The following is a 21,168-nucleotide window of genomic DNA, read 5'->3' on the forward strand; positions in this document are numbered from 1 at the left end:
GAAGATCATGCGTGTCGCCAGTAGCCAGTACCAATCGCTGATCAATATTTCGCTTCAGCAAAACCAGGAACGCATCAATTACCTGACCCAGCAGATGTCTTCGGGTTTGCGCATCCAGCTGCCATCGGACGATCCGATCGGCAACGTGCGCATTTCGCGCCTGACGCGCGAGCAAGCCATGGTCACGCAATACCAGGACAATATCGCCACCGTGAAGGTGCGCCTGCTGAAGAATGAAAACTACCTGTCGAGCATGGTCACCGACATGGGCCAGGCGCGCGACCTGCTGGTGTGGGCCGCCGACGGCAGCAATACGCCTGGCGACCTGAATGCGATGACGCAATCGCTGACGGCCATGCGCGACAGCGTGCTGTACACGGCCAACCTGAAGGACCAGGAAGGCCGCTACATGTTTTCCGGCACCGCTACCGATCAGCCCGCGATCAAGTACGACCCGACGGCAGCCGTCGGCTCACGCTACAGCTACATCGGCAATACCGATACGCAGACTGTCGTGGTCGGCAATGGCGTGACACAGGCGGCCAACGTCGACGTGAAGAACCTGGAAGTGTGGCTCAACAAGATCGACCAGGTCGTCACTACCCTCGGCGCGCCGGGCGTCAACCCCAACGATCCGGCCGTGCGCGCCATCGTCAACGATGGCCTCGGCGGCACCGATGATGGCATGGATTTGCTCTCCGGCAAGATCGCCATCTTCGGCGGCGCGCAAAACATCCTCACCACGCTGTCCGGCAACCTGGCCAATGTGTCGCTGTCGAACAATTCGGCTCTGCTGGACTTGAAAAAGACCGACATGGGTGCAGCAGCGATTGAACTGACCGGCTACCAGACGGCCCTGCAGGCAACCTATAAAGCCTACGCCAAGGTTGGCACCATTTCCCTGTTTGATCTTCTCTGACCATCATGCAAATCGTTCAGACTTCCTCCTCGTCCGGCGTCAATGCCAAAGGCGCCGGCACAGCCCGCGTCGTCGATGACGCGTCCGCCGCGGTCAAAGGCGGCACCAGCGCGCGCAGCGACGCGCCGGCGGCGAGGAGTTCGACGGCGAGCCTGCAGCGTGGCCTGAGCAACTGGGATCACCAGCTGCAGGGAGAAATTTCTAACGCGCAACAAACCCTTGACTACCTGGACCGCAGCAGCAGCCAGCTGCAAGCGCTGAAGAGCGAACTGGCGGCCAAGCTGGCCGCGCGCCAGGGCCGCGAAGGGCAAGTCGAGGCCAGGGTACGCCAGTTCAGCAATACCTGGCGCCAGCGCGCCAGCGCCTCGGGCGGCACGCTCGACGCGCAACTCAGCTATACCAGCCCGCAGGCGGCGCAGCAGAACTTCAGCATCCGCGGCCTGACCATGGCCAGCCTGCAGGAAGGCCCGCAGGAAGTGCTGGCCTTTTCCGTCGGCGGCGCGAACCAGGCCTTGCGCTCGGTCAACATCGAACCTGGCTTGAGCCAGAGCGAAATCGTTTCCCGCTTCGACCGCGCACTGATGCCGTCCGGCATCGGCGTCAAGCTGGGCCAGAATGGCGAACTGGTGTTCAGCACCTCGGAAGCGGCCTGGGCCAACGTGCGCGACAGCCTGTCCGTGCGCGGCAGCGGCATCCGCTACCCGACCGGCCAGATGAGCCGCGTGCGCACGGATGCGGAACCGGCCGCCATCGCCCCGGAAGAATGGAATACCGGCGACACGGAAGCCCTGCGCGCCACCTTGCAGCAAGTGGTGCAGGCGCTGGCCCAGTTGCAGGCGGCGCGCAGCTCCGTCAGCCTCGCCCTGGCGCAAGCCACGGGACGGGTGGCCCGCGCGCAACCGGTGCAAGTGCACGTCAGCATGGATACCTTGGCGGAAAACTTCATGGAAAAGGCCCGCCAGCCCGGCTATGAATCGCTGCTGGCGATCAGCTCCGCGCTGGTCGGCATCAGCCGCGAACGCGTCGTCGCGCTGCTGGGCCTGGATTAAAAACGCCGGCCCGCGGCCAGCATTGCACTGAGCTGCTCCACAGGCACCGCGCCTGAAAATACATAACCCTGCGCATAATCGCAACCGGCGGCCCGCAGCAAGTCACGCTGCGCGGCCGTTTCCACCCCTTCCGCCACCACTTTCAGGCCCAGCCCCTGCGCCAGGCTGATGATGGCCGAGCAGACGGCCAGCGCCGCGCCTCCCGCCCCCAGTTCCCGCACCAGCGATGGGTCGAGCTTGAGTACCTCGAGATCGCCCCGCTTCAGGCAAGCCAGCGAAGTGTTACCGGCGCCAAAGTCGTCGAGCGCCAACGCCAGGCCCATGGCGCGGAACTGGCGCAGACGGTCGGCCACCGGGCGCGCCTCGTCGAGCAGCACGGCTTCCGTTGCCTCAATGATAATGGCGCCCGGCGCCAGGCCCGCCCGCGCCAGCGCATTGCCCCAGTCCTGGTAGAGCGCGGCATCGCAGCGAAATTCCACGGCCGACTTGTTGATACAGATCTGAAACACGGCGCCATGCGCTGCTTGCCACTGCCGCGCCTGGCTTACGGCCTGGCGGAAGACCCACTCGCCGATATCGATGATCAGGCCGTTGGCCTCGGCAAAGGCGATGAAATCAGCGGGCAGCAGCAAGCCGCGCAGCGGATGGCGCCAGCGCAGCAGCGCCTCGGCCCGCTCGATGCTGCCATCGCACAGGCGGATGATGGGCTGGTAATGCACTTCGAACTGGTCCTGCGCCAGCGCCAGGCGCATCTCGCGCACCGTCGCGCGGCGCAGGTCGGCCGCCTGCTGCAAGGCCGGCGTGAAATAGCTGTAGCCGTTGCGCCCCGCGCTCTTGGCCGCATACATGGCCTGGTCGGCATGCCGCAGCAAGCTGTCCGTGGCCTCCGCGTCGGCCGGATACAGCGCCACACCCACGCTGGCCGACACGTGCGCCGTGTCGCCGTCGAGCACAAAAGGCAGGGCCAGCGCCGTCGTCAGCTCCTGCAGCACGCGCTCGATGCCGCCCAGCTGCCGCACGCCGGCCAGGATGACGGCGAACTCGTCGCCGCCCAGGCGCGCGACCGTATCGCTGGCGCGCACCCGCTCGCAGATGCGCAGCGCCGCCTGGCGCAGCAGCATGTCGCCCTTCTCCTGGCCCAGGCGGTCATTCACCAGCTTGAAATGGTCGAGGTCGATGAACAGCAAGGCCAGGCAACCGCCTTCGCGGCTGGCGTGGCGCACCTCGTGCTGCAAGCGGTCGAGTAACAGGTGGCGGTTCGGCAAGCCAGTCAAGGGGTCGAAATTGGCTTGCCGCCAGAGGCGCTCGGACGCCGTGCGCTGCAGCGTGATATCGCTGACCAGCGCCAGCGCCCCCAGGTAGGCGCCGCCGGAGTCGAAGATGGGATTGGTGGCCAGGGTGGCCCACAAGGTGCTGCCGTCACGCCGCAGGAACTTGAATTCGTGGCGCTCGACGATGCCATCCTGGCGCCGCGCAATGTTACGCTCCAGAATGGCGCGCCCCTCGTCATCCATGAAGGCGGCCAGCGGCTGGCCCAGCATATCCTCGATCTGGCAACCGAGCATCTGCGCCATCTTCGGATTGACAAAGCTGGTCAGCGCCTGCGCATCGATTTCCCAGATGCCCTCCTCTGCGCTGTGCACGATGCGCCGGAAACGCTCTTCGCTGCGTTCCAGCGCGGCCAGCTTGCCTTCGGCCTGCTCCAGCACCAGGCGCAGCGCCTGGCCGTTCGGATCGGCGCTGCCCAGCAGGCTGACGGGCAAGCCGGCCTCGCGCGCGCCGGGACGCCGCCGCACCTGCAACTGGATGCGCTCGGGCTCGCTGCTATTGAGCACGCGCTGCACGAATTGCTCGAAATCGTGGCGGAACGCCTCGTGCACATACGAACGGAAAAGCACGTGGCCAAGGCGCTCGCGCACCAGGCCGAACAATTCGGCCGCCACCAGGTTGACTTGCACGATCACGCCATCGAGACCGAGCACGAAATAGGCGACGGGCGCCAGCAGGTATAAATCGTTGAAATAGGCTTGCTCGCGCTCGGCCTTCACCCGTTCAGGGCTGAAGACGCCATCGTCAAGCAAGGGAGTGGCCGGCCACGGCACGGGGTCCTGGCCATGCAGGGAGGAATCAGGAGCTGAGACCGCATGCGGTGTATTGTCCATGGCTATCCTTTGCACCACCGCCCAGGCGATCAGGCGGATGCTGTCCCGAGACTAGCATGCGCAAGGCTCAGTGTCGAGCGATGCATGGCGGCAGCCGGTGCGGCAGCCGCCAGGACGGCTATGCGCGCGGCGACGCTGGGCGCGAGCGGCCGTGCCTGAGCGCATGCATGCCTGTACGCAGGGCAAGCAGGCAGGCATCGCCGAATAGCGCCGCGCCGCCGTTGATGCGCCGCCGCAATATCCGTGCCGCCATCCGGTAGCGGCCGGAGCGGTACAGCTGCTTGATCAGCCCGCGCGCGGTTGGCGCATGCATTATGGCATCGTCGCATTTGCGCAGGTAATCGGTCAGTTCCGTGTCGTCCAGCACTTCGCCAAAGTTGAAAAAACCATGGAAACCGAACGTGGGACCGGCCGGCATGATGCCTTCGAAGGCAAAGCTGGAGGCCAGGCCCGCATCGGCGAAACGCACGCCGAACTCCTCGCGCAGCCGGTCGCCATGCAATTCGCAGATCGCATAATCCTCCGGATGGGGTTGCGTGATGGCCAGCTGCGGCAAGATGTCATACAGGCGCCGCGAACGCAGCGAGAAGCCGCCATTGCCGACGGCCACCGGGCGATGCGACCACGGTGCGCCGATATAATCGCAGTCGAGGAAAGCGCTCTGCCATTGACGCGCATCAACGATGAAACTGTCCCACTGCATGACGAGCGCATGCGTGCCGCTGAAATGGGCGCCCAGCTCATGCACCATGAATGCCGAATACGCTTCCACGCTCTCGATGGGGGCGATCAGCACCTGGCGTATGTGCGGGGGCAAATCATGCAGGCGGGAAGTGAACAGCAGGCATTCCTTGAAATCGGCGCCGGCCAGGCAGCGCTCGATGGCAAAGCTGGCCAGTTCGGGATAACGCGTTTCCACGCACACCAGGCTGATGTCGCGGAGGTCCAGCTTATCTTTATGCATTACAGGCTTTTCATCGAATGTAGGCGGAAGGCATGCCAGGCGCGGGCATGGCATATTTTGCAACGCCCGCATGATACAGCGCAAACGGGAGCGGGACAAGAGGCATGGAACATGGGGCATGGCCGCCCGGCCCCGGCGGCGCGCGAACGGCTCAGCGGCCCATGCCGCGCCGGCGCAAGCCGAAATCATGCCCCACCACCAGCAAGGTGCTGGCCACCAGGCTCGATAGCCCCACGATCAGCTGGATCAACTTATCGTCAGGCAAGATCCACAGCGCCCCATCCGGCGTCTCGCAGCCCGTGGCCGCGCTGATCAGGGGAGAGACCCAGGCCGCGTCCGGCGTCACGTCGATCACGACGGCGCCGTCGGCGCTCGTCTGCATATAGATATCGCCCCCTTCGGCCAGGGTAAAGCAGATGCCCACACCCGTTTCCGTGGCGCGGATATTGTCCTGCATGCTGCGGTTATGTTCTTCGATCCACACTTCCACGTCGTACGGCGTTTCCAGGTGCTCCCACGGACGGGGGCGGAAACGGGGACGTTCGTCCGCGCCGGCGGGGGTATCGGCGGGGGTGTCGGGGATGTTGCTGTCTGCTGCGCCTTGCATGCTCGTTGACCTTTTCTGCGGTGATGCGGCGGGACCGGTTGCCTGCCAGCCGCCATTATCCACCGTTCGCGGCACGCACGGTATTCCCACAGCGAATCCATCAGAAAAACTGACAGCTATCGACTTCAAACATCAGCACACCTGACTTAAAATACGCACCATCTCTTCTTTACAGGCTTTACATGCAAGGCATCAAACGCAAAATCGTCTACGTCACCGCCTTTGAAATCATCGGCATGGCCATTTCCACGGCCTGGCTGACCCTGCTTTCGGGCGAGTCGCCCACCAGCACGGGGCCGCTGGCGATCATGATCACCACCATCGCCGTGATCTGGAACCTGCTCTACAACACGGCCTTCGAATACTGGGAAATCCGCCAGGTGTCGCGCACGCGCACCGTCTGGCGCCGCATCCTGCACGCGATCGGCTTCCAGATCACCCTGGTCATCTACCTGATCCCGCTGATCGCCTGGTGGCTCGATATCAGCCTGTGGCAAGCGTTCGTGCTGGACTTCGCGCTGATGCTGATCATCCCGTGCTACAGCTTCATTTTCAATTACTTCTTCGACGGCCTGTTCGGCGTACCCCTGTCGGCGCAGCAGCCGAAGGAAGAAGCCACTGACGTTCAGGCTGCTTCGCTGAGCAACTGAAGAAAGGACCGCGCCGCCATGCCCAGCGGCCGGTCCTTCATCCACACCAGGTGGATGGGCACGACCAGGCCATTGCCCGTATTCTTGAACGCCACGCAACGCACCCGCCCCGCCGCCAGAGAATGCTGGATGGCCGAGGCGGCAAAGTTGCCCCATCCCAAGCCCGCTTCCACCATGGCCAGCGCCATCGGCAAGCTGTCCGTGCGCCAATAGGACAGCCCCACCACGGGGCGCGCATCGGCCAGGTCGAGTTCGCGGCTGGCGACGATGATCTGGCGCAAATTCACCAATTCCTCGATATACAGGGGCTGACCCGCCGCGCTGGGCGGATGCTGGGTGGAAATAATCGCCAGCAAGGCATCGCTGCCCACCAGCTGGAACTGTTCCTCGTGATTGATGCGCCCGCCTGCGAAAGCCATGCAGGCGCTGATGCGGCCCCGGTGCAGCATGTCGAGCACATCGTCCTGCGGCGCCGTCAGCACTTCGATGTCGAGCAGCGGATGGCGCTGCGACAGCGCGCGCACGGCGGCCAGGAAAGGCGTATGGTCGAGCTCGGCCGCGATGCCCAGCGAAATGCGGCTTTCCAGCCCTTGCGACAATTCCTGTACGTGCAGGTGCAACTGTTTCAACTGCTCGGCGATCAGGCGCGCGTGGGGAAGCAGGGCCAGCGCGGCCGGCGTGGGCACGGCTTCGCGCGCGCCCCGGTCGAACAGGGTGATGCCCAGTTCCGCCTCGATGTTGGCCATCGCCATGCTGACGGCCGACGGCGCCCGCCGCAAGGCGCGGGCGGCGGCCGAGAACGAGCCGCCGTCGACGACGGCCAGGAACAGTTCGATGTTATGGCTGGAGAGTTTCATGGGAAGCTGGAAACGGGCGGCACTTTTCCGCCGCTGGCGATAGAATGAAAGAAATGTCAACAGCAGGAGGAGCCATGACTCGTCCACTTCCCTACCGCCGCGGCGGCTATGTCTCGGAATTCACGCGCTTCATCGACGCTTACCTGCAAGCGCATCCCGAGGCGCAAACGAGCCAGCGCCTGGGCTGGCGCATTTACTGGGAACGCCCCGTGAATTTCGACGCATGGCGACGCGCCGGCAACGACAGCGTGCCGGAACCGCCGTATCACTATGACTAAGTAATCCTCGGGAAATTAGTGTGAATTTATGACAAACAGAACCGGATGCTATGCAAGGCGCTCACTGCGACGCAGTGTGAGCACTGCTAGCAGCGAGCAACGCCGCAGAGCGCAGGTTATGGAAGTCAGAAATCACAATAATTTATTGGGGATTACTTAGCGCTCAGTACTAACGCTTAACCCTTCCAGGTGCGCTGCAGGCCCGTATCCGCATGGATCCAGCCGCCACGGGGGCCGGAGCGGTAATAGAAGCCCACGCCGCCCTGCTTGAAGCTGCGCACGAGCGAACCGAGCACTTCAGCGTTCAAATTCGCCACGCGGATGTCGGCGGCGCGGCCCGAGATGTGCAGCGACTGGCGCGCGGCCGGCACGCCCGCTTCGCGCAGGCGGCTGTTCGACTCGGCCGTGCGGTAGCCCGACAAGATTTCCAGCGGCTGCTCGATGCCGTAGCGGGCCACGAACGCCTGGGTGCCCCACAGGGTTTCCAGCAATTTCGGGTCGATGGGCGCCGTTTTCTTGCCGTTCACGTCGCGCAGCAAGTGGCACAGTTCCTGGTAGGCCGAATCGATGACTTCGCCATCTTTCCAGTACAGCAGCCTGGCTTTTTCATTGCTGGCCGGGCGCACCACTTCCAGGGTGCGGGGCTTGAGCCAGAATTCCAGGTCCAGCGCCTGCGCATCGAAGATGTCGGGAGGCGGTTCCATCTCGGTGATGGCCGGGCGCTGCTGCGAGGTGATCGAGCGGTCTATGCTGGCCAGTTGCGTCGGCTGGGGCGGTACGCCCGTGCGCGGCGCGCGCGGCTTGGCGCTGGCCGAAGCGGAGGCGGGAGCGGCCGTGCGCGAGGCGCAGCCGATGAGAGGGGTGGCAACCAGGCCCAACGCGGCCAGGCCCATACCATGGTGTAGAAAGTTTCTGCGCGATGCCATAGTCAGTCCAATATAACGATGGGAATACTATAGCGTATTGTGCTGCGAAGAAAAACCCTCATTTTCTATCGTCTCTGCCTGTTTCTCACGTATTTTCCGCTGAGCCTGCTTAAGCGGGAAACCGCTCACGCGGCGGCGCTGGCGGCCGCGTCCTGCTTTGCCTGCGCCAGCGCCGTCAATGGCTTGTCGAGCAGATAACCCTGGGCCACGATGGGCAAGCCCGTGATGGCGGCGACGCGCTGCAGCGCGGCCAGCGCGGCCGGCGTGTCGAGGCGCTTGAAGACGACGCGGATTTTCGCCGCATGGCACAGGGTGACGAAGCTGGCGACGGCCTGCTCGTCGCTGAGGTTGCCCGCGTCGAGCTTGAACGCATGCGGGTGCAGGCGCTCCAGCATGCCCGTGGCTTCATGCACGCTGGCCACGTTGATGGCCAGACGGAAACCGTTGCGCCGGTAATTGTCGGCCACGTAGTTGAGCAGCCAACCCTGGTTTGGCGTCACCGTCGGCAATTGCAGCACGATGCGTTCGATGGGCAAGCCCAGCGCGTCGAGGATGCGCTGGAAGGCGTGGCCGTGATTGCTGCTGACGGCGCTCAACAGGCGGTCATGCACGTTCAGGTACAGGTCGGCCTGCTCCGCTTCCGCCTGCCGGAAAAAATTAATGGCGTGCAACATGCGGCACAACCGGTCCAGCTCCACGGATTCATCGTCGCTGGCCGCATGGTCGAGCAAACGCCACAGCGACAAGCCCTCGTCCGCCTTCGACACGCTGCGCGCCAGGCCCTCGAACGCCACCAGCTTGCCGCTTTCGAGTTCGCGCAGCGGCTGGAAGGCGCTGGTCATGGTGCAATTGAAAAAGCGCCCCAGCGCCCTGCCCTCCCCGTCGAGCCAGACGCTGGTGCCGGCCTGGGTTTGGTGCGACAAACGGGCCAGGTAGTTTTTCAGGACGGGAAATGGCATACGTGCTCCTTCATCGGGCTGCGCCAGCTGCCCTGATGGGGAAGGCGGCGCCAAAGTGTGCAGAGTAAGGCAGCGCCAACCAAAGGAGAACGAATGGTTTCGCCATTTGATATGCGCCCAGCATATATGGCCGCAACTACGGACAGCGCATAACGATAGTCGGAAACATTCGTTCCGGCGACCTGCCCCGGCCTTTACTGTGGGCGTGTACCGATACCATCAGGAAGGGCCGCCATGTGCCAGTTACTCGCAATGAACAGCAGCAAGCCAGCGGCGCTGGGATTTTCCTTTGCCGGCTTTGCCGAACGGGGCGGACGCACGGACGAGCACCGCGACGGCTGGGGCATCGCCTATCATTCCAGTAGCGGCTGCACCTTGCTGACGGATCACCTGGCGGCCATCGATTCGCCGCTGGCGGCCCGGGTGCAGCAGCATCCCGTGAAAGCGAAAAACATCGTCGCGCACATCCGCAAGGCCACGCAAGGCCGCATCGCGCCGGAAAACACGCACCCGTTCGCCCGCGACCTGTGGGGCAAGACCTGGTCCTTCGCCCACAATGGCGACTTGAAAACCTGGCGCGCACCCGCCAATGCGCACTACCACGCCAGCGGCGACACGGACAGCGAACAGGCGTTCTGCCACTTGCTGGCCCGCTTGCGCACGCAGTTTCCCCTGGGCGAACCCGCGCGCGCCGACTTGCGCGCCGCCATCGGCGAAGTGGCGCGCGAGATTGCCGCGCACGGCACCTTCAATTTCATCCTGTCGGACGGCGAACTGCTGTTTGCCCACTGTTCCACGCATTTGCACTACGTGATACGCGAATACCCGTTTTCCGTGGCGCAACTGATCGACTGCGAGCGCAGCATCGACTTTCGCCAGCATAATCACCTGGACGACCGCATCGCCGTCATCGCCACGCATCCATTGACGCAAAACGAGGATTGGCTGGCGTTCGCCCCTGGCGAACTGAAACTGTTTGCCGGCGGCACCTTGCTGCCGGCAAACGATAGCGCGCAACAAGGCGTGTATATCCAGATCAGTTACTAAAGGGAAATATTCAAAGGGAGGAAATGGCCCGCCGCCGGATGGGCGGGCTGAGGTGCAAGACCGGCGTCAGGCCGAATTGCAGTTGCAAAAGCGCTTGCGCTTGGGGTCGCCGCTGGCGATGCCTGCGGGGTCAATCTGTTTCCAGCAAAAAATCGTTTCCACGCCATACGGCGAGCGGACATTGCCCGCCTCGACATACCCCTGCTTGACGAAAAAGGCCTGGCTGCTGGCCGTGCTGTGCAGTTGCAAAGCCTTGATGCCCCACTCGCGCGCCTGCGCTTCCAGTTGCTCCACCAGCGCCTTGCCGGCGCCGCGGCCTTGCGCCTCGGGCAGCAGGTAGCACAGGGCCAGCTTGCCGGCGCGCGTCAGCAAGCCGACGCCGACGACGGCGCCCGCTTCGACTGCGACCAGCGAAAAATTGGTGGGCGACGCGAACCAGCACGCCACCATCTGCGGTGTTTTATTACCCAGCCAGGCTTCCAGGATGGCCGGATCGTCCCGATGATCGAGGCTGCAGCATTCGACGATGGAGCGTCGTAATACGTTGCACGCCTCGAAAGCGTCGGTCGATGTTGCAATACGAATTTCAAGACTCATGTACGCTCACAAAATATTCCAGTTGCCGATGCAGGCGGTTTTACCCCTGTATCGTGCGATTCGACTATACACCAAGCGGCGCTTTCGGGTTTTTTGCCGCACGCCACGGACCGGTTTTGCCTATGGCGCCATGCGTGCAGACTAAGTGCTGATGCGCATCTTGCCCACGAATGTTTCCAGAAATCGATATATGTTTTTTAGCGCAAACGGGAATCGAATCTAAGCATATTACGAAAAATTCGTTTCTTTTCCGGCCGGAATTTTAGACTATGTCTATCTATTCTCACAACAAGAGTTCAACATGACCCATTCCAACGCCGTATCGACTGCCGCAGCTACGCTCACCCAACGCTCGCGCCGCTGGTTCCTGGCCAGTGCCCTGGCCGCTTCCGCTGCCGCCATGAGCCTGCCGATGGCCGCCAGCGCCGCCGAACCGGTGGTCTTGCTGAACGCGTCCTACGACGTGATGCGCGAACTGTTCAAGGACGTGAATCCCGCATTTATTGCTGATTGGAAAGCCAAAACGGGCGAAACCATCACCATCAAGCAATCGCACGGCGGATCCAGCAAGCAGGCGCGCTCCGTCGCCGATGGCCTGGAAGCGTCCGTCGTGACCATGAACCAGGCCAATGACATCGACATCCTCGTCGACCGCGGCCTCGTGGTGGCCGACTGGGCCAAGAAATTCCCGAACAATGCGGCGCCGTTCTATTCCACCATGGTGTACCTGGTGCGCAAAGGCAACCCGAAACACATCAAGGATTGGGACGACCTGGCCAAGCCCGGCATCAAGGTCATCGTGCCGAACCCGAAAACCTCGGGCAATGGCCGCTACACCTACCTGGCGGCGTGGGGCTATGCCGTGAAAAAAGGCGGCAGCGAAGCGCAGGCGCGCGAGCTCGTTACCAAGCTGTTCAAGAACGTGCCCGTGCTGGACGGCGGCGGCCGCGGCGCCACCACCACATTTACCCAGCGTGAAATCGGCGACGTGCTGGTGACGTTTGAAAACGAAGTGCAACTGGTGCGCGCCGAATTCGGCGACAACTTCGAAGTCGTGTATCCAAGCATCTCCATCCTGGCCGAGTCGCCGGTGGCCGTGGTCGACAAGGTCGTCGACCGTCGCGGCATCCGCAAGGAAGCCACGGCCTACCTGCAATACCTGTACTCGGAACCGGGCCAGGAACTGGTCGCCAAGCACTATCTGCGCCCCCGCTCGGCGGCAGTGGCGAAGAAATACGCGGCCAGCTTCAAGCCGATCACCCTGTTCACCATCGATGACGTCTTTGGCGGCTGGAAACAAGCGCAAAAGAAACATTTTGACGATGGCGGCGAGTTCGACAAGATTTATCAGAAGTAAGCTTGCGCCACATCAATAAAAAAACCGGGACGAGTCCCGGTTTTTTTATGGCCGCCGCCGCGTCACTGCCTTTTCAGCAGCAGCTTGAATTGCGGCAGCCAGCGCCCGTCCACCAGCATCTCGCTGGCCGCCTCATAGGCATCGCCCGACGGCGTCCAGCGCACGCGGTACGTCAGCGCCTTGCCGCTGGCGCCCACGTATTGCGTGGCAGGAAAATCGAGGCCGCCGTCCGCCGGACGCATCGTGCCGCGGCTGTAGCCGCCGCTGTTTTCCACATACAGAAAGGCCACCTTGCCTTCGGCGGCGTCGTGGTAATACGTGGTTTCGCCCACGTAATCGGGCTTGCCGGGACTGCGCACCGTGTGCACGTCGCGCAGCATCCGGCCGCCATACAGCCACTGGAAACAGTGCTCATCCGTCTGCTTACCACCAGGAAACTCTCCCTTCCAGCAATGCCCGGCCAGGAAAGCCATCGGCTGCAGAGCAGCGGCCGGTTGCGCCAGCGCGGCAGAGGTGGGCAACAGCAGGGGCAACGACAGGAACGACAGCAAGCATGGACGCATGGCAAACCTCCGCGTGGATATACGGACGAGTATAGGCGAATAATATGCTTGCGGCGGCATCCGCGCACCATTTCCGCATATCGATATGCGCATCGATTCGTGGTCAAAAGCGCGCGCACGCCGTACTCTGGCCATGTCGCGCCGCACGGCGTATTACGGGTACAAAGGAAATATCATGGCTATCTCGGAAGTAAATGTACGCAACCAGTTTCGCGGCAAGATCAAGGAAATCATCTTTGGCCCCGTGGTGTCGGAAGTGGACGTGGAAACGCCGCACGGCATCGTCACGTCGGTGATCACCTCGCGCTCGATCAAGGACCTGGACCTGAAAGTGGGCAGCGAAGTCATCGCGCTGGTGAAATCGACGGAAGTGTCGATCGCCAAGATCCAGTAAGCATCGCCTGTCCATGCGCCGCGCCCTTGCCATCTGGCAACGGCGCGTGCGTCAGGGCTTGATATACACATAACCTTCCTGCGCCTGCAGGCGGCTCAGTTCGGCCACGCCCGACGGCACGATGACGGCTTCGGGCAGCACGCGCTGGCGGTCGATATTGCGTCCTTGCAAGGTGTTATTGCAGACGCGAAAGCTCACGCCCCGCTTGACCAGCTCGCGCACCACGACGTCATACGGAGTGCCCTGCTTGTCGATGGCGCCGTCGAGCAGGAAGTCGATGCCGGGACCGTGGGCGACCAGCACGATGGTCGCCTGCGGGCTGGCATCGAGGTGGTTGCGGATATTCCTCAGCGCAGCCGTGGCATTGCTGGCGTCATTGACGTGATACACGACCTTTTCCTCTTTCTGCGCCCCGTGGGCGGCAGTACAGGAGAGCAAGGAAAGAAGGATGGCGGCGAACCAGCGACGTAGAATTGTCATGAGAAGTCCATATGGTGGCAGATTAAAAACATTGCCATCATATCAATCCCTGAACAAATAGGTAAACGTGCGGCTGACGGGCAGCTTTTCCGCGCTGCCGCGCAGCAGCACCTGCATGCGCTCGGCGTCGATGCGCTCGGCCGCCTCGATGGCTTTCACGTTGACCATGGTGCCGCGGTGGATTTGCCAGAACTGTTCCGGATCGAGGCCGCCCAGCAAATCCTTCAGCGGCGTGCGCACCAGCGCTTCCGAGCCGGCCAGCACCACGCGCGTGTACTTGGTGTCCGCCTGGAAGAACAGCACGTCGTCGATGTCGATCAGGCGGATCTGCTTGCCCACGCTGGCCTTGATCCATTTCAGTTTTTCGCGCGGCGCCGCCGGCAGCGCCGCGCGCAGCGACTGCAGCAAGTGGGCCATGTCGGCCGGCTGGGCACCCAGCTTGTCGCGCAGCCGGGCCAGCGCCCGCTGCAGCCGCTCGGCCTGCACGGGTTTCAACAGATAATCGACGGCGCCCGCGTCGAAGGCGTCGACGGCATACTGGTCATACGCGGTGACAAATACCACGTGCGCCCGCGTGCCGATACGCTCGGCCACTTCCAGGCCCGACAGGCCCGGCATGCGGATGTCGAGGAAGACCACGTCCGGCTCATGTTCGAGGAAACCGTCCCAGGCATCGTTGCCGTTTTCCGCCACCAGCACGATGCGCGCCTCGGGCCAGGCCAGCGCCAGCATCGTTTGCAGGCGTTCGCGCATCAGGGGTTCGTCTTCGGCGATCAGGATGGTGGGGTTCATGCGGCGGGCTCCTTCAGATTCATCGGCAACACGATTTCGGCGAGCACGCCCGCATCCTCGCCATTTTGCACGTGCACGCTGGCAGCGGCCGCGGCCAGCTGCAGCCGGCGGCGCACATTTTCCAGGCCCAGGCCGCCTCCGGGTGCACTCGCGGCGCCCAGGCCCACGCCGCTATCCTGCACGCGCAAGCGCATCGCGCCATCCCCGTCCAGCACGGCCGAGACGACGATCTCGCCGCCCCGCAGCGATGGCTCGATGCCATGCTTGATGGCGTTTTCCACCAGGGTCAGCAAGATCATGCTGGGCACTTGTATCTGCGCCAGGCCGGGCGGCAAGTCGAGGCGGAAAGACAGGCGCGCGCCCAGGCGTACCTGCATCACTTGCAGATAGGCTTGCACCACGTCGAATTCCGTTTGCAGGGGCACCTGGTCGGCGCGCATCTCGGCCAGGCTGGCGCGCAGGAAGGCGATCAGGTTGGCCGTCAGCGCGGCCGCCTGCGCCGCCCCGTGGGCGCCCTGCTCGGCCAGCTGCTGCACGGCTCCCAGGGTATTGAACAGGAAATGCGGCTCGATCTGCGCGCGCAGCAGGCGCAGCTGCGATTCGCTCAGTTCGCGCGCCAGCCGGTCGCGTTCGGCATCCTGCTGCAATTGCAGGGCCAGCGCCTCGTACTGGCGGTTGCGCCAGAGCACGACGATAGTCATCGGCACCATATATACCAGCCCGGCCGTCAGCGCGGCCCAGCCGCCCACGCGCACGCCCCGCTCCAGCGCCGCGCCGATGGAAGCATGGCCTTCCAGCATCGCGCGCAGCACGCCGATCGCCACACCGGCCAGGGCCGGCACCAGCAGCAGCAACAGCACCTTGAGCTTGCGCTGCGCCAGCTTGCGGTAATTGAACCAGACCCCCAGCACGCCCCAGGCCATCGCCAGGCCCAGGACATTGCTGAACACCACGGCCTTGGCCCAGCCGACCTTGTCGGGCAGCAGCAAATGCAGCACGACGCCGATGCAGCTGAACAACAGCATCAGCCTGGCCGCCGCCAGGTAAAAGCCGACGCCCCGGTACTTGAGCATGAAGGCGTGGAATTGCTGGCGCTCGATCGGCGTCAGGGTGATGAGCCGCAACGCCACCCAGCGCCGCCAGCCAGGCGGCAACTGGGCGGCCGTGTCCGGATGCGCAAGCACCGTGAGGGTTTCATCGTCGTAACAACGATACCATCCGGCAAATTTTTTCCACATGCTGCGTTCTCCTTGTCGTGTCAATCAGGCATGAACGCAGTCTACGGCGCCCCCGTTGCAGGGCATAGCGCGGGGCGACGAAGCACGAAGCGGCAGGCATCAACGACGAAGCGCGCGGCGCCTGCCGGACCATGGCTGCCAATATTGCTGAAATAATACGAAGTTTCCAAGACGAAATCAATAATCGTGCAACAATTTTCACTACGGCAAGATTCGCCCCATTTATTTGCCAAATTGGCCGCAACGCAGCCTGTCGCGGGCTTGTACCGTAGACATCGCTTGATCTTTAATGGTATTGTTTAAGCTTGGCAAATATTGCCTCCGAGATACACGCCGCGTCCTCGCGCGGCCCGCTTCCGGATTTGCGCGCAGCGCCCACGATGGCGCCCCAAAACTGCTTTTCCACATACAATCCCATGCTCAAAAAAATGTTCGCCGCGGTGCTGATGACGCTTTCGACAGCGGCCATCGCCGTGCCCTTCGGTTCCCAGTCGATCCTGGTGGTCGAAGATGGCACAGGCAAAGTCTTGCTTGAAAAAAATTCCAACGTGGTGGTGCCCATCGCCTCGCTGACCAAACTCATGACGGCCATGGTCGTGCTCGACTCCAAGGCGAACATGCAGGAAGAGATCAGCATCGACCGCGAGGATGTCGATACATTGAAGCACAGCACGTCGCGCGTGCCCGTGGGCGCCACGCTGAGCCGCCACGACGTGCTGCAGCTGGCGCTGATGTCGTCCGACAACCGCGCCGCCGCCTCGCTGGCGCGCACCTTCCCCGGCGGCCCCACCGCCTTTGCCGTAGCCGTCAACGCCAAGATCAAGGCCCTGGGCATGCACCAGACCGTGATCGAGGAACCGACGGGCTTGTCGCCGAACAACCAGTCGACGGCGGCGGACCTCGTCAAGATGGCCGTGGCCGCCTCACGCTACCCGGAAATCAGCCGCATCACCACCGATTCGAAGGACGTGATCCAGATCAAGGGGCGCGACGTGGAATACCACAACACGAACCGCCTGGTGGGCGCCAAGGGCTGGGATATCGGCCTGTCGAAGACGGGCTACACGAATGAAGCAGGCCGCTGCCTGATCATGCGCATCAAGTCGGCCGGCAAGTTCGCCACCATGATATTGCTCAACGCGCGCGCCAATTCCGTGCGCGCCATGGACGCCGTCAACATCCGCCGCATGCTGGCGGCCGAGAACGGCATCGAAGAACCGAAAGTGATGCGCGCCTCCGTCAGCCGGCACAAGAAGGCGCCGGCGAAGCCCTCCAAACGCCGCCGCGCAAAATAAGCACGGCTGAGAAAACGCCCATGGCGGCGTTGCAGTGCCTGGCCGTACTAACGTACTGCCTGCGGCACTGTGCCTTGCCCTGAACGTTTTTCAGGCGTGCTTTCATACCGGAAAGCTACTTATTTCGCTTGCCGGTTGGTCATCACCACGCCGGCAATCGTCACCGCCCCGCCCACCAGCATCGAGGCGAGCACAGGTTCGCCCAGCAGCCCCGCCGCCAGCACGATGCCGAACACGGGCACGAGGTTGTTGAACACGGCCGTGCGCGACGGGCCCAGCGCTTTCACGCCTTCGTAATACCAGACAAAGCCGATCACCGTGCCGAACACGCCCAGGTAGCCGATGGCGGCCCACACTTGCCAGCCAAAACTGTGCCACGGCACCGTGGGAAATTCCACGGCCGCCCCCACCAGCAAAAAGGCCAGGCCCCACATCGACGCATACGTGGTGGCGGCAATCGGCGACAAGCCCTTCAGCGCGACCCGGCCGATCAGGGTGTAGGCGGCCCAGCTGGAAATGCCGCAAAACATGAATACTTCGCCCATGCCGATGCCGCCGCCCGTGCCGTGCAGCACGCCGGCCAGATCGCCGCGCGTGATGACAATGGCCGTGCCGCAAAACGCCAGCATGATGCCCAGCCACTTGAAGGAACCGAGCCGTTCGCGGAACAGCATGGCCGAGGCCAACGCCGTGACGATGGGATTCAGGGCTACGAACAGGGCCGTCCGCCCGGCCGGCATGCGCGACAGGGCCGCCAGGAAGCACAGGTTATATAAAAAGATGCCCGTCAAGCCCAGGGCCGCCGTCGTTGCCAGCTGCTTGCGGTCCAGGCGCGGCAAGCCCCCTTCCAGCTTCCACGCCAGCACGAGCAGCAACAGCACGGCCACGCCGAAGCGGCCGCTGGCGGCCGTCATGGGCGGCATCTGCTGCGCCAGCACGCGCCCGGCAATAAAAGTACCGCCCCAGAACAGGGCGACGAAGATCAGTTTGATGTAGACGAGCGGCGACTGCGCGGCGAGCAGCGGAGCCTGGGGTACGGTGGAAGAAGACATGGGATATCCTGTAAAGCCGCTTGTGCGGCGAGTGGTGTGCGTATATATTAATACTAATATCAACTCATGAAATAATGAGCAAATACTCATAACTCAACAAAACCACACCATGACCTTCACGCAACTGGAAATTTTTACCCTGGTGGCCGAACTGCACGGCTTTTCCGCCGCCGCCGCGCAGCTGGGCATCAGCCAGTCGGCCGTCTCGCATTCATTAAAAGCGCTGGAAAAGGAGATGGGCGTGGACCTGATCGTGCGCCACCAGGCCTCGGCCGAGCTGACGGACGTGGGCCGCCAGCTGCTCGTGCGCGCGCGCGAAATCCTCGGCCTGTCGGAAGCCATGCGCCAGGAAGCGGCCGACGTGCTGGGCCAGCGCCAGGGCAGCCTGCGCATCGGCTCCTTCGGCCCGACGTCTTCCTTGAATCTGCTGCCGGCCATCACGGCGCAATTTCGCCTGCGCTATCCGGGCATCGACCTGCGCATCGACGAAGGCGCCGACCATGAAGTGGTGCAGTGGATACGCGAGCGCCGGGTCGATGTCGGCTTCGTCGTGCTGCCCGACGAGCGTTTCGATACGGCGCCGCTGGTGGAAGACCAGATGATGGCGCTGGTGCCGCGCAGCCATGCGCTGGCCAGCGAAACCGCCATCACCCTGGCGCAATTGTGCGAAGGGCCGTTCATCATGTCCGAAGCGGGCTGCGCCTGCCTGATCGAGCCGCTGTTCGCCAACGCGGGCTTGCAGCCGCATGTGCCCTACCGCATCAGCCAGGTGATCACCATCCTCGACATGGTCAGCCGCGGCGACGGCCTGTCCATCGTCGCCGAACTGGCCCTGCCGCAGCGCCTGCGCGAGCAGTATCCGGAGCTGGTCGCCCTGCCGCTCAATCCGCCCGTCAGCCGCAAGGTGGGCCTGGCCGTGCGCGACCGGCGCCAGAACACGCCCGCCACCAACGCCTTTTTCGACGTGGCCAGGCAGATGGCGCCGACCCTGGCGCCCCGGCGGGTCTAAACACGACTTAAAAAGTCTCCCACTCCTCGGACTGTTCCGTCTTGCGGGCGGCCGCCTTGGCGGCAGGACGGCTGGCGATGCGCTGCACGACAGGTGGGCGCGCCACCGGTTTGACAGGCGCCGGCGCCTGTCCGTCATCGAGCTTGAACACGCCCACCACCTGCGCCAGGGTGCTGGCCTGATCCTGCAGGCTTTCCGCGGCGGCGGCCGCCTCTTCCACCAGGGCCGCATTCTGCTGCGTCACCTGGTCCATTTGCGCGATCGCCTGGTTCACCTGTTCGATGCCGGAACTTTGCTCGGCGCTGGCGGCCGTAATCTCGCCCATGATGTCCGTCACGCGGCGCACGCTGTCGACGATTTCCTGCATCGTCGCGCCAGCCTCGTCGACCAGGCGCGCGCCCGAATCCACCTTGCCCACCGAATCGTCGATCAGCAGCTTGATTTCCTTGGCCGCGCCGGCGGAGCGTTGCGCCAGGCTGCGCACTTCCGTGGCCACCACGGCAAAGCCCCGTCCCTGCTCGCCCGCGCGCGCCGCTTCCACGGCCGCATTCAAGGCCAGGATATTCGTCTGGAAGGCGATGCCGTCGATGACGCTGATGATGTCGACGATCTTCTTCGACGAATCGTTGATCGAGGCCATGGTATCGACCACCTGCGCCACCACTTGCCCGCCCTTGCTGGCCACGCCGGACGCCGATTGCGCCATCTGGTTGGCCTGGCGCGCGTTGTCCGCGTTCTGTTTCACGGTGCTGGTCAGCTCTTCCATCGAGGCGGCCGTCTCTTCCAGCGAACTCGCTTGCTGTTCCGTGCGCGACGACAGGTCCTGGTTGCCGGCGGCGATTTCCGAGGATGACACCTTCACCGATTCGCTGGCCGTGCGGATTTTCACGAGAACGGCGGCGATCTTGTCGATGAAGCGGTTGAAGGCGCCGGCGATCTGCGCCAGTTCATCCACACCGGAAGCGTCGAGGCGGCGCGTCAGGTCGCCTTCGCCCGAGGCGATATCATCGAGCGCATCGCGCACCAGTTCCAGGCGCTTGAGCATTTTGAACACCAGCAGCGACAGCAGCAGCGCCGCCAGCCCCGTCAGCAGCGCGGCCGTGACGGTGGCCGTCGTCAGCATCGTCTGCAACGCTTGCATGGCTTCCTGCTGGTCCAGCACCACGGCCAGCAGCCAGTCGGTGCCCGCCACGCGCGTGACATACAGCTTGCCGTCACGCTCGTTCAAGCGCACGGCATCGCTCGTGCGCGTGCTTTCCAGGCGATTGACCTGCGCGGCCGACAGCGCGGCATCGAGTTTCGCCAGCGGCTGCAGGCTCAAGTCCTTGTTCGCATGGGCGATGATGGTGCCGCTCTGGTCGACGAGGAAGGCAAAGCTGTGAGGCGTCGGCTTGATCGCCACCACGTTGGCGATCACCGTATCGAGCAGCACGTCCGCGCCGGCCACCCCGCTCGGCGCCTCTTTCGGCCCGACCGGTGCCGTGAACGACACCACCAGCTTGTGGCTGGCCGCGTCCACATACGGCGGCGTGAGCATCGGCACGCCCGCCTTGACGGTGTCCGTGTACCAGGCGCGCGCCGTGGGATCGAAATCGGCCGGGCGGCCCGGATGGGTAAACACGGAGCGCTTGTCCGCGTAGCCGATGAACACTTCCGCAAAATCGCCGGCCTTTTCCGCGATCTGGAAGGCGCGCAGCGGATCGGGCGTCTCGGCCGACATGACGATGGACGCCATGACCTTTTTCTTGCCATCGACCCATTGCGCCAGCACGGCCGACTGGCTTTGCAGCAGTTGCTGCATCTGCTGGTCCGACGACGCCAGCATGCTGCTGCGCGTGGTGACGTAATTGGCGACCGACAAGGCCAGCATGGACAGCACGACGATGGCCACGCAAATGAGTACCAGCCGCGTGCGAAGGGAAGACAACATGATGGACTCCTCGTTTCGATTTTATTGGCGTGAAACAGTGCTT

At 63.5% G+C, this 21,168-nt stretch carries 22 protein-coding genes; 9 read left to right on the forward strand and 13 right to left on the reverse strand.

From position 1 onward, the window contains the following. The first annotated feature begins 7 nt into the window (after nt 1-7). Nucleotides 8-919: a flagellar hook-associated protein FlgL gene (gene flgL / locus OX459_RS13490; protein WP_289905404.1), complete on the forward strand. Its 912-nt coding sequence runs from the start codon at nt 8-10 to the stop codon at nt 917-919. A gap of 5 nt (nt 920-924) precedes the next feature. Continuing rightward, a complete protein-coding gene (locus OX459_RS13495; protein WP_289905405.1) occupies nt 925-1,968 on the forward strand; it encodes a hypothetical protein in 1,044 nt (347 codons plus the stop codon). Here OX459_RS13495 and OX459_RS13500 read toward each other — a convergent pair. The 3 genes from OX459_RS13500 to OX459_RS13510 all read right to left on the reverse strand — a co-directional run bounded on the left by OX459_RS13500 (nt 1,965) and on the right by OX459_RS13510 (nt 5,701). Further along, on the reverse strand, nt 1,965-4,130 hold the full coding sequence (locus tag OX459_RS13500) for an EAL domain-containing protein (protein ID WP_289905406.1): 2,166 nt from the start codon (nt 4,128-4,130) through the stop codon (nt 1,965-1,967). The two genes, OX459_RS13495 and OX459_RS13500, sit on opposite strands and share 4 nt — an antisense overlap. Nucleotides 4,131-4,248: 118 nt before the next feature. Continuing rightward, nucleotides 4,249-5,094: a DUF5672 family protein gene (locus OX459_RS13505; RefSeq protein WP_289905407.1), complete on the reverse strand. Its 846-nt coding sequence runs from the start codon at nt 5,092-5,094 to the stop codon at nt 4,249-4,251. Between the two features lie 151 nt (nt 5,095-5,245). Next, nucleotides 5,246-5,701, reverse strand: coding sequence for a hypothetical protein (locus tag OX459_RS13510; RefSeq protein WP_289905408.1), 456 nt, complete (start codon nt 5,699-5,701; stop codon nt 5,246-5,248). Between the two features lie 182 nt (nt 5,702-5,883). Here OX459_RS13510 and OX459_RS13515 point away from each other — a divergent pair, with 182 nt between their 5' ends. Continuing rightward, the gene (locus tag OX459_RS13515) at nt 5,884-6,351 is read left to right on the forward strand and encodes a PACE efflux transporter (RefSeq protein WP_099664399.1); all 468 of its coding nucleotides are present in this window, start codon (nt 5,884-5,886) and stop codon (nt 6,349-6,351) included. On the opposite strand, the gene OX459_RS13520 is transcribed toward OX459_RS13515, so the two are convergent. After that, nucleotides 6,327-7,208, reverse strand: coding sequence for a LysR family transcriptional regulator (locus tag OX459_RS13520; protein WP_099664400.1), 882 nt, complete (start codon nt 7,206-7,208; stop codon nt 6,327-6,329). The two genes, OX459_RS13515 and OX459_RS13520, sit on opposite strands and share 25 nt — an antisense overlap. A gap of 74 nt (nt 7,209-7,282) precedes the next feature. Here OX459_RS13520 and OX459_RS13525 point away from each other — a divergent pair, with 74 nt between their 5' ends. Beyond that, a complete protein-coding gene (locus OX459_RS13525; protein ID WP_289905409.1) occupies nt 7,283-7,486 on the forward strand; it encodes a DUF3460 family protein in 204 nt (67 codons plus the stop codon). 176 nt (nt 7,487-7,662) lie between these two features. On the opposite strand, the gene OX459_RS13530 is transcribed toward OX459_RS13525, so the two are convergent. Together OX459_RS13530 and OX459_RS13535 are read right to left on the reverse strand one after the other, a co-directional pair. Next, nucleotides 7,663-8,379: a DUF882 domain-containing protein gene (locus OX459_RS13530; protein WP_251349232.1), complete on the reverse strand. Its 717-nt coding sequence runs from the start codon at nt 8,377-8,379 to the stop codon at nt 7,663-7,665. Between the two features lie 158 nt (nt 8,380-8,537). Beyond that, entirely contained in the window at nt 8,538-9,371 is an 834-nt protein-coding gene (locus tag OX459_RS13535) for an EAL domain-containing protein (protein WP_077403090.1), read from the reverse strand. A gap of 234 nt (nt 9,372-9,605) precedes the next feature. Between OX459_RS13535 and OX459_RS13540 the strand changes: the two genes are divergently transcribed. Next, entirely contained in the window at nt 9,606-10,418 is an 813-nt protein-coding gene (locus OX459_RS13540; RefSeq protein WP_289898380.1) for a class II glutamine amidotransferase, read from the forward strand. Between the two features lie 66 nt (nt 10,419-10,484). On the opposite strand, the gene OX459_RS13545 is transcribed toward OX459_RS13540, so the two are convergent. Beyond that, a complete protein-coding gene (locus OX459_RS13545) occupies nt 10,485-11,015 on the reverse strand; it encodes a GNAT family N-acetyltransferase (protein ID WP_099402317.1) in 531 nt (176 codons plus the stop codon). Between the two features lie 301 nt (nt 11,016-11,316). Between OX459_RS13545 and OX459_RS13550 the strand changes: the two genes are divergently transcribed. Further along, nucleotides 11,317-12,372, forward strand: a complete 1,056-nt coding sequence (locus tag OX459_RS13550; RefSeq protein WP_099664405.1) for a sulfate ABC transporter substrate-binding protein — start codon at nt 11,317-11,319, stop codon at nt 12,370-12,372. Nucleotides 12,373-12,434: 62 nt separating this feature from the next. Here the strand turns inward: OX459_RS13550 and OX459_RS13555 are convergent, their stop codons facing one another. Then, a complete protein-coding gene (locus tag OX459_RS13555; protein WP_289905410.1) occupies nt 12,435-12,935 on the reverse strand; it encodes a hypothetical protein in 501 nt (166 codons plus the stop codon). A 175-nt stretch (nt 12,936-13,110) separates the two neighbouring features. Here OX459_RS13555 and OX459_RS13560 point away from each other — a divergent pair, with 175 nt between their 5' ends. Further along, nucleotides 13,111-13,329: a TOBE domain-containing protein gene (locus tag OX459_RS13560; RefSeq protein WP_034757699.1), complete on the forward strand. Its 219-nt coding sequence runs from the start codon at nt 13,111-13,113 to the stop codon at nt 13,327-13,329. 51 nt (nt 13,330-13,380) lie between these two features. Here OX459_RS13560 and OX459_RS13565 read toward each other — a convergent pair whose 3' ends face one another. Genes OX459_RS13565 through OX459_RS13575 form a run of 3 tightly spaced genes read right to left on the reverse strand, consistent with a single transcriptional unit; the run spans nt 13,381 to nt 15,839 of the window. Continuing rightward, nucleotides 13,381-13,809 (reverse strand): DsrE family protein, encoded by a 429-nt coding sequence (locus tag OX459_RS13565; protein WP_289905411.1) that lies wholly within the window; start codon nt 13,807-13,809, stop codon nt 13,381-13,383. A 42-nt stretch (nt 13,810-13,851) separates the two neighbouring features. After that, nucleotides 13,852-14,601, reverse strand: a complete 750-nt coding sequence (locus tag OX459_RS13570; protein ID WP_289905412.1) for a LytTR family DNA-binding domain-containing protein — start codon at nt 14,599-14,601, stop codon at nt 13,852-13,854. Next, entirely contained in the window at nt 14,598-15,839 is a 1,242-nt protein-coding gene (locus OX459_RS13575; RefSeq protein WP_289905413.1) for a histidine kinase, read from the reverse strand. Before OX459_RS13575 ends, OX459_RS13570 begins: the two co-directional genes overlap by 4 nt. 416 nt (nt 15,840-16,255) lie before the next feature. On the opposite strand from OX459_RS13575, the gene OX459_RS13580 reads away from it, so the two are divergent. Continuing rightward, complete coding sequence (locus tag OX459_RS13580) at nt 16,256-17,134, forward strand: serine hydrolase (protein ID WP_152255233.1); 879 nt, start codon at nt 16,256-16,258, stop codon at nt 17,132-17,134. Between the two features lie 119 nt (nt 17,135-17,253). On the opposite strand, the gene OX459_RS13585 is transcribed toward OX459_RS13580, so the two are convergent. After that, nucleotides 17,254-18,186, reverse strand: coding sequence for a DMT family transporter (locus tag OX459_RS13585; RefSeq protein ID WP_289905414.1), 933 nt, complete (start codon nt 18,184-18,186; stop codon nt 17,254-17,256). 109 nt (nt 18,187-18,295) lie between these two features. On the opposite strand from OX459_RS13585, the gene OX459_RS13590 reads away from it, so the two are divergent. After that, nucleotides 18,296-19,195, forward strand: coding sequence for a LysR substrate-binding domain-containing protein (locus OX459_RS13590; RefSeq protein WP_289905415.1), 900 nt, complete (start codon nt 18,296-18,298; stop codon nt 19,193-19,195). Between the two features lie 7 nt (nt 19,196-19,202). On the opposite strand, the gene OX459_RS13595 is transcribed toward OX459_RS13590, so the two are convergent. Continuing rightward, nucleotides 19,203-21,125: a methyl-accepting chemotaxis protein gene (locus tag OX459_RS13595; RefSeq protein WP_289905416.1), complete on the reverse strand. Its 1,923-nt coding sequence runs from the start codon at nt 21,123-21,125 to the stop codon at nt 19,203-19,205. Nucleotides 21,126-21,168 lie beyond the last annotated feature (43 nt).

The sequence above is a fragment of the Janthinobacterium sp. SUN026 genome, assembly GCF_030397625.1.
GTDB classification, from domain to species: Bacteria; Pseudomonadota; Gammaproteobacteria; order Burkholderiales; family Burkholderiaceae_D; genus Janthinobacterium; species Janthinobacterium kumbetense.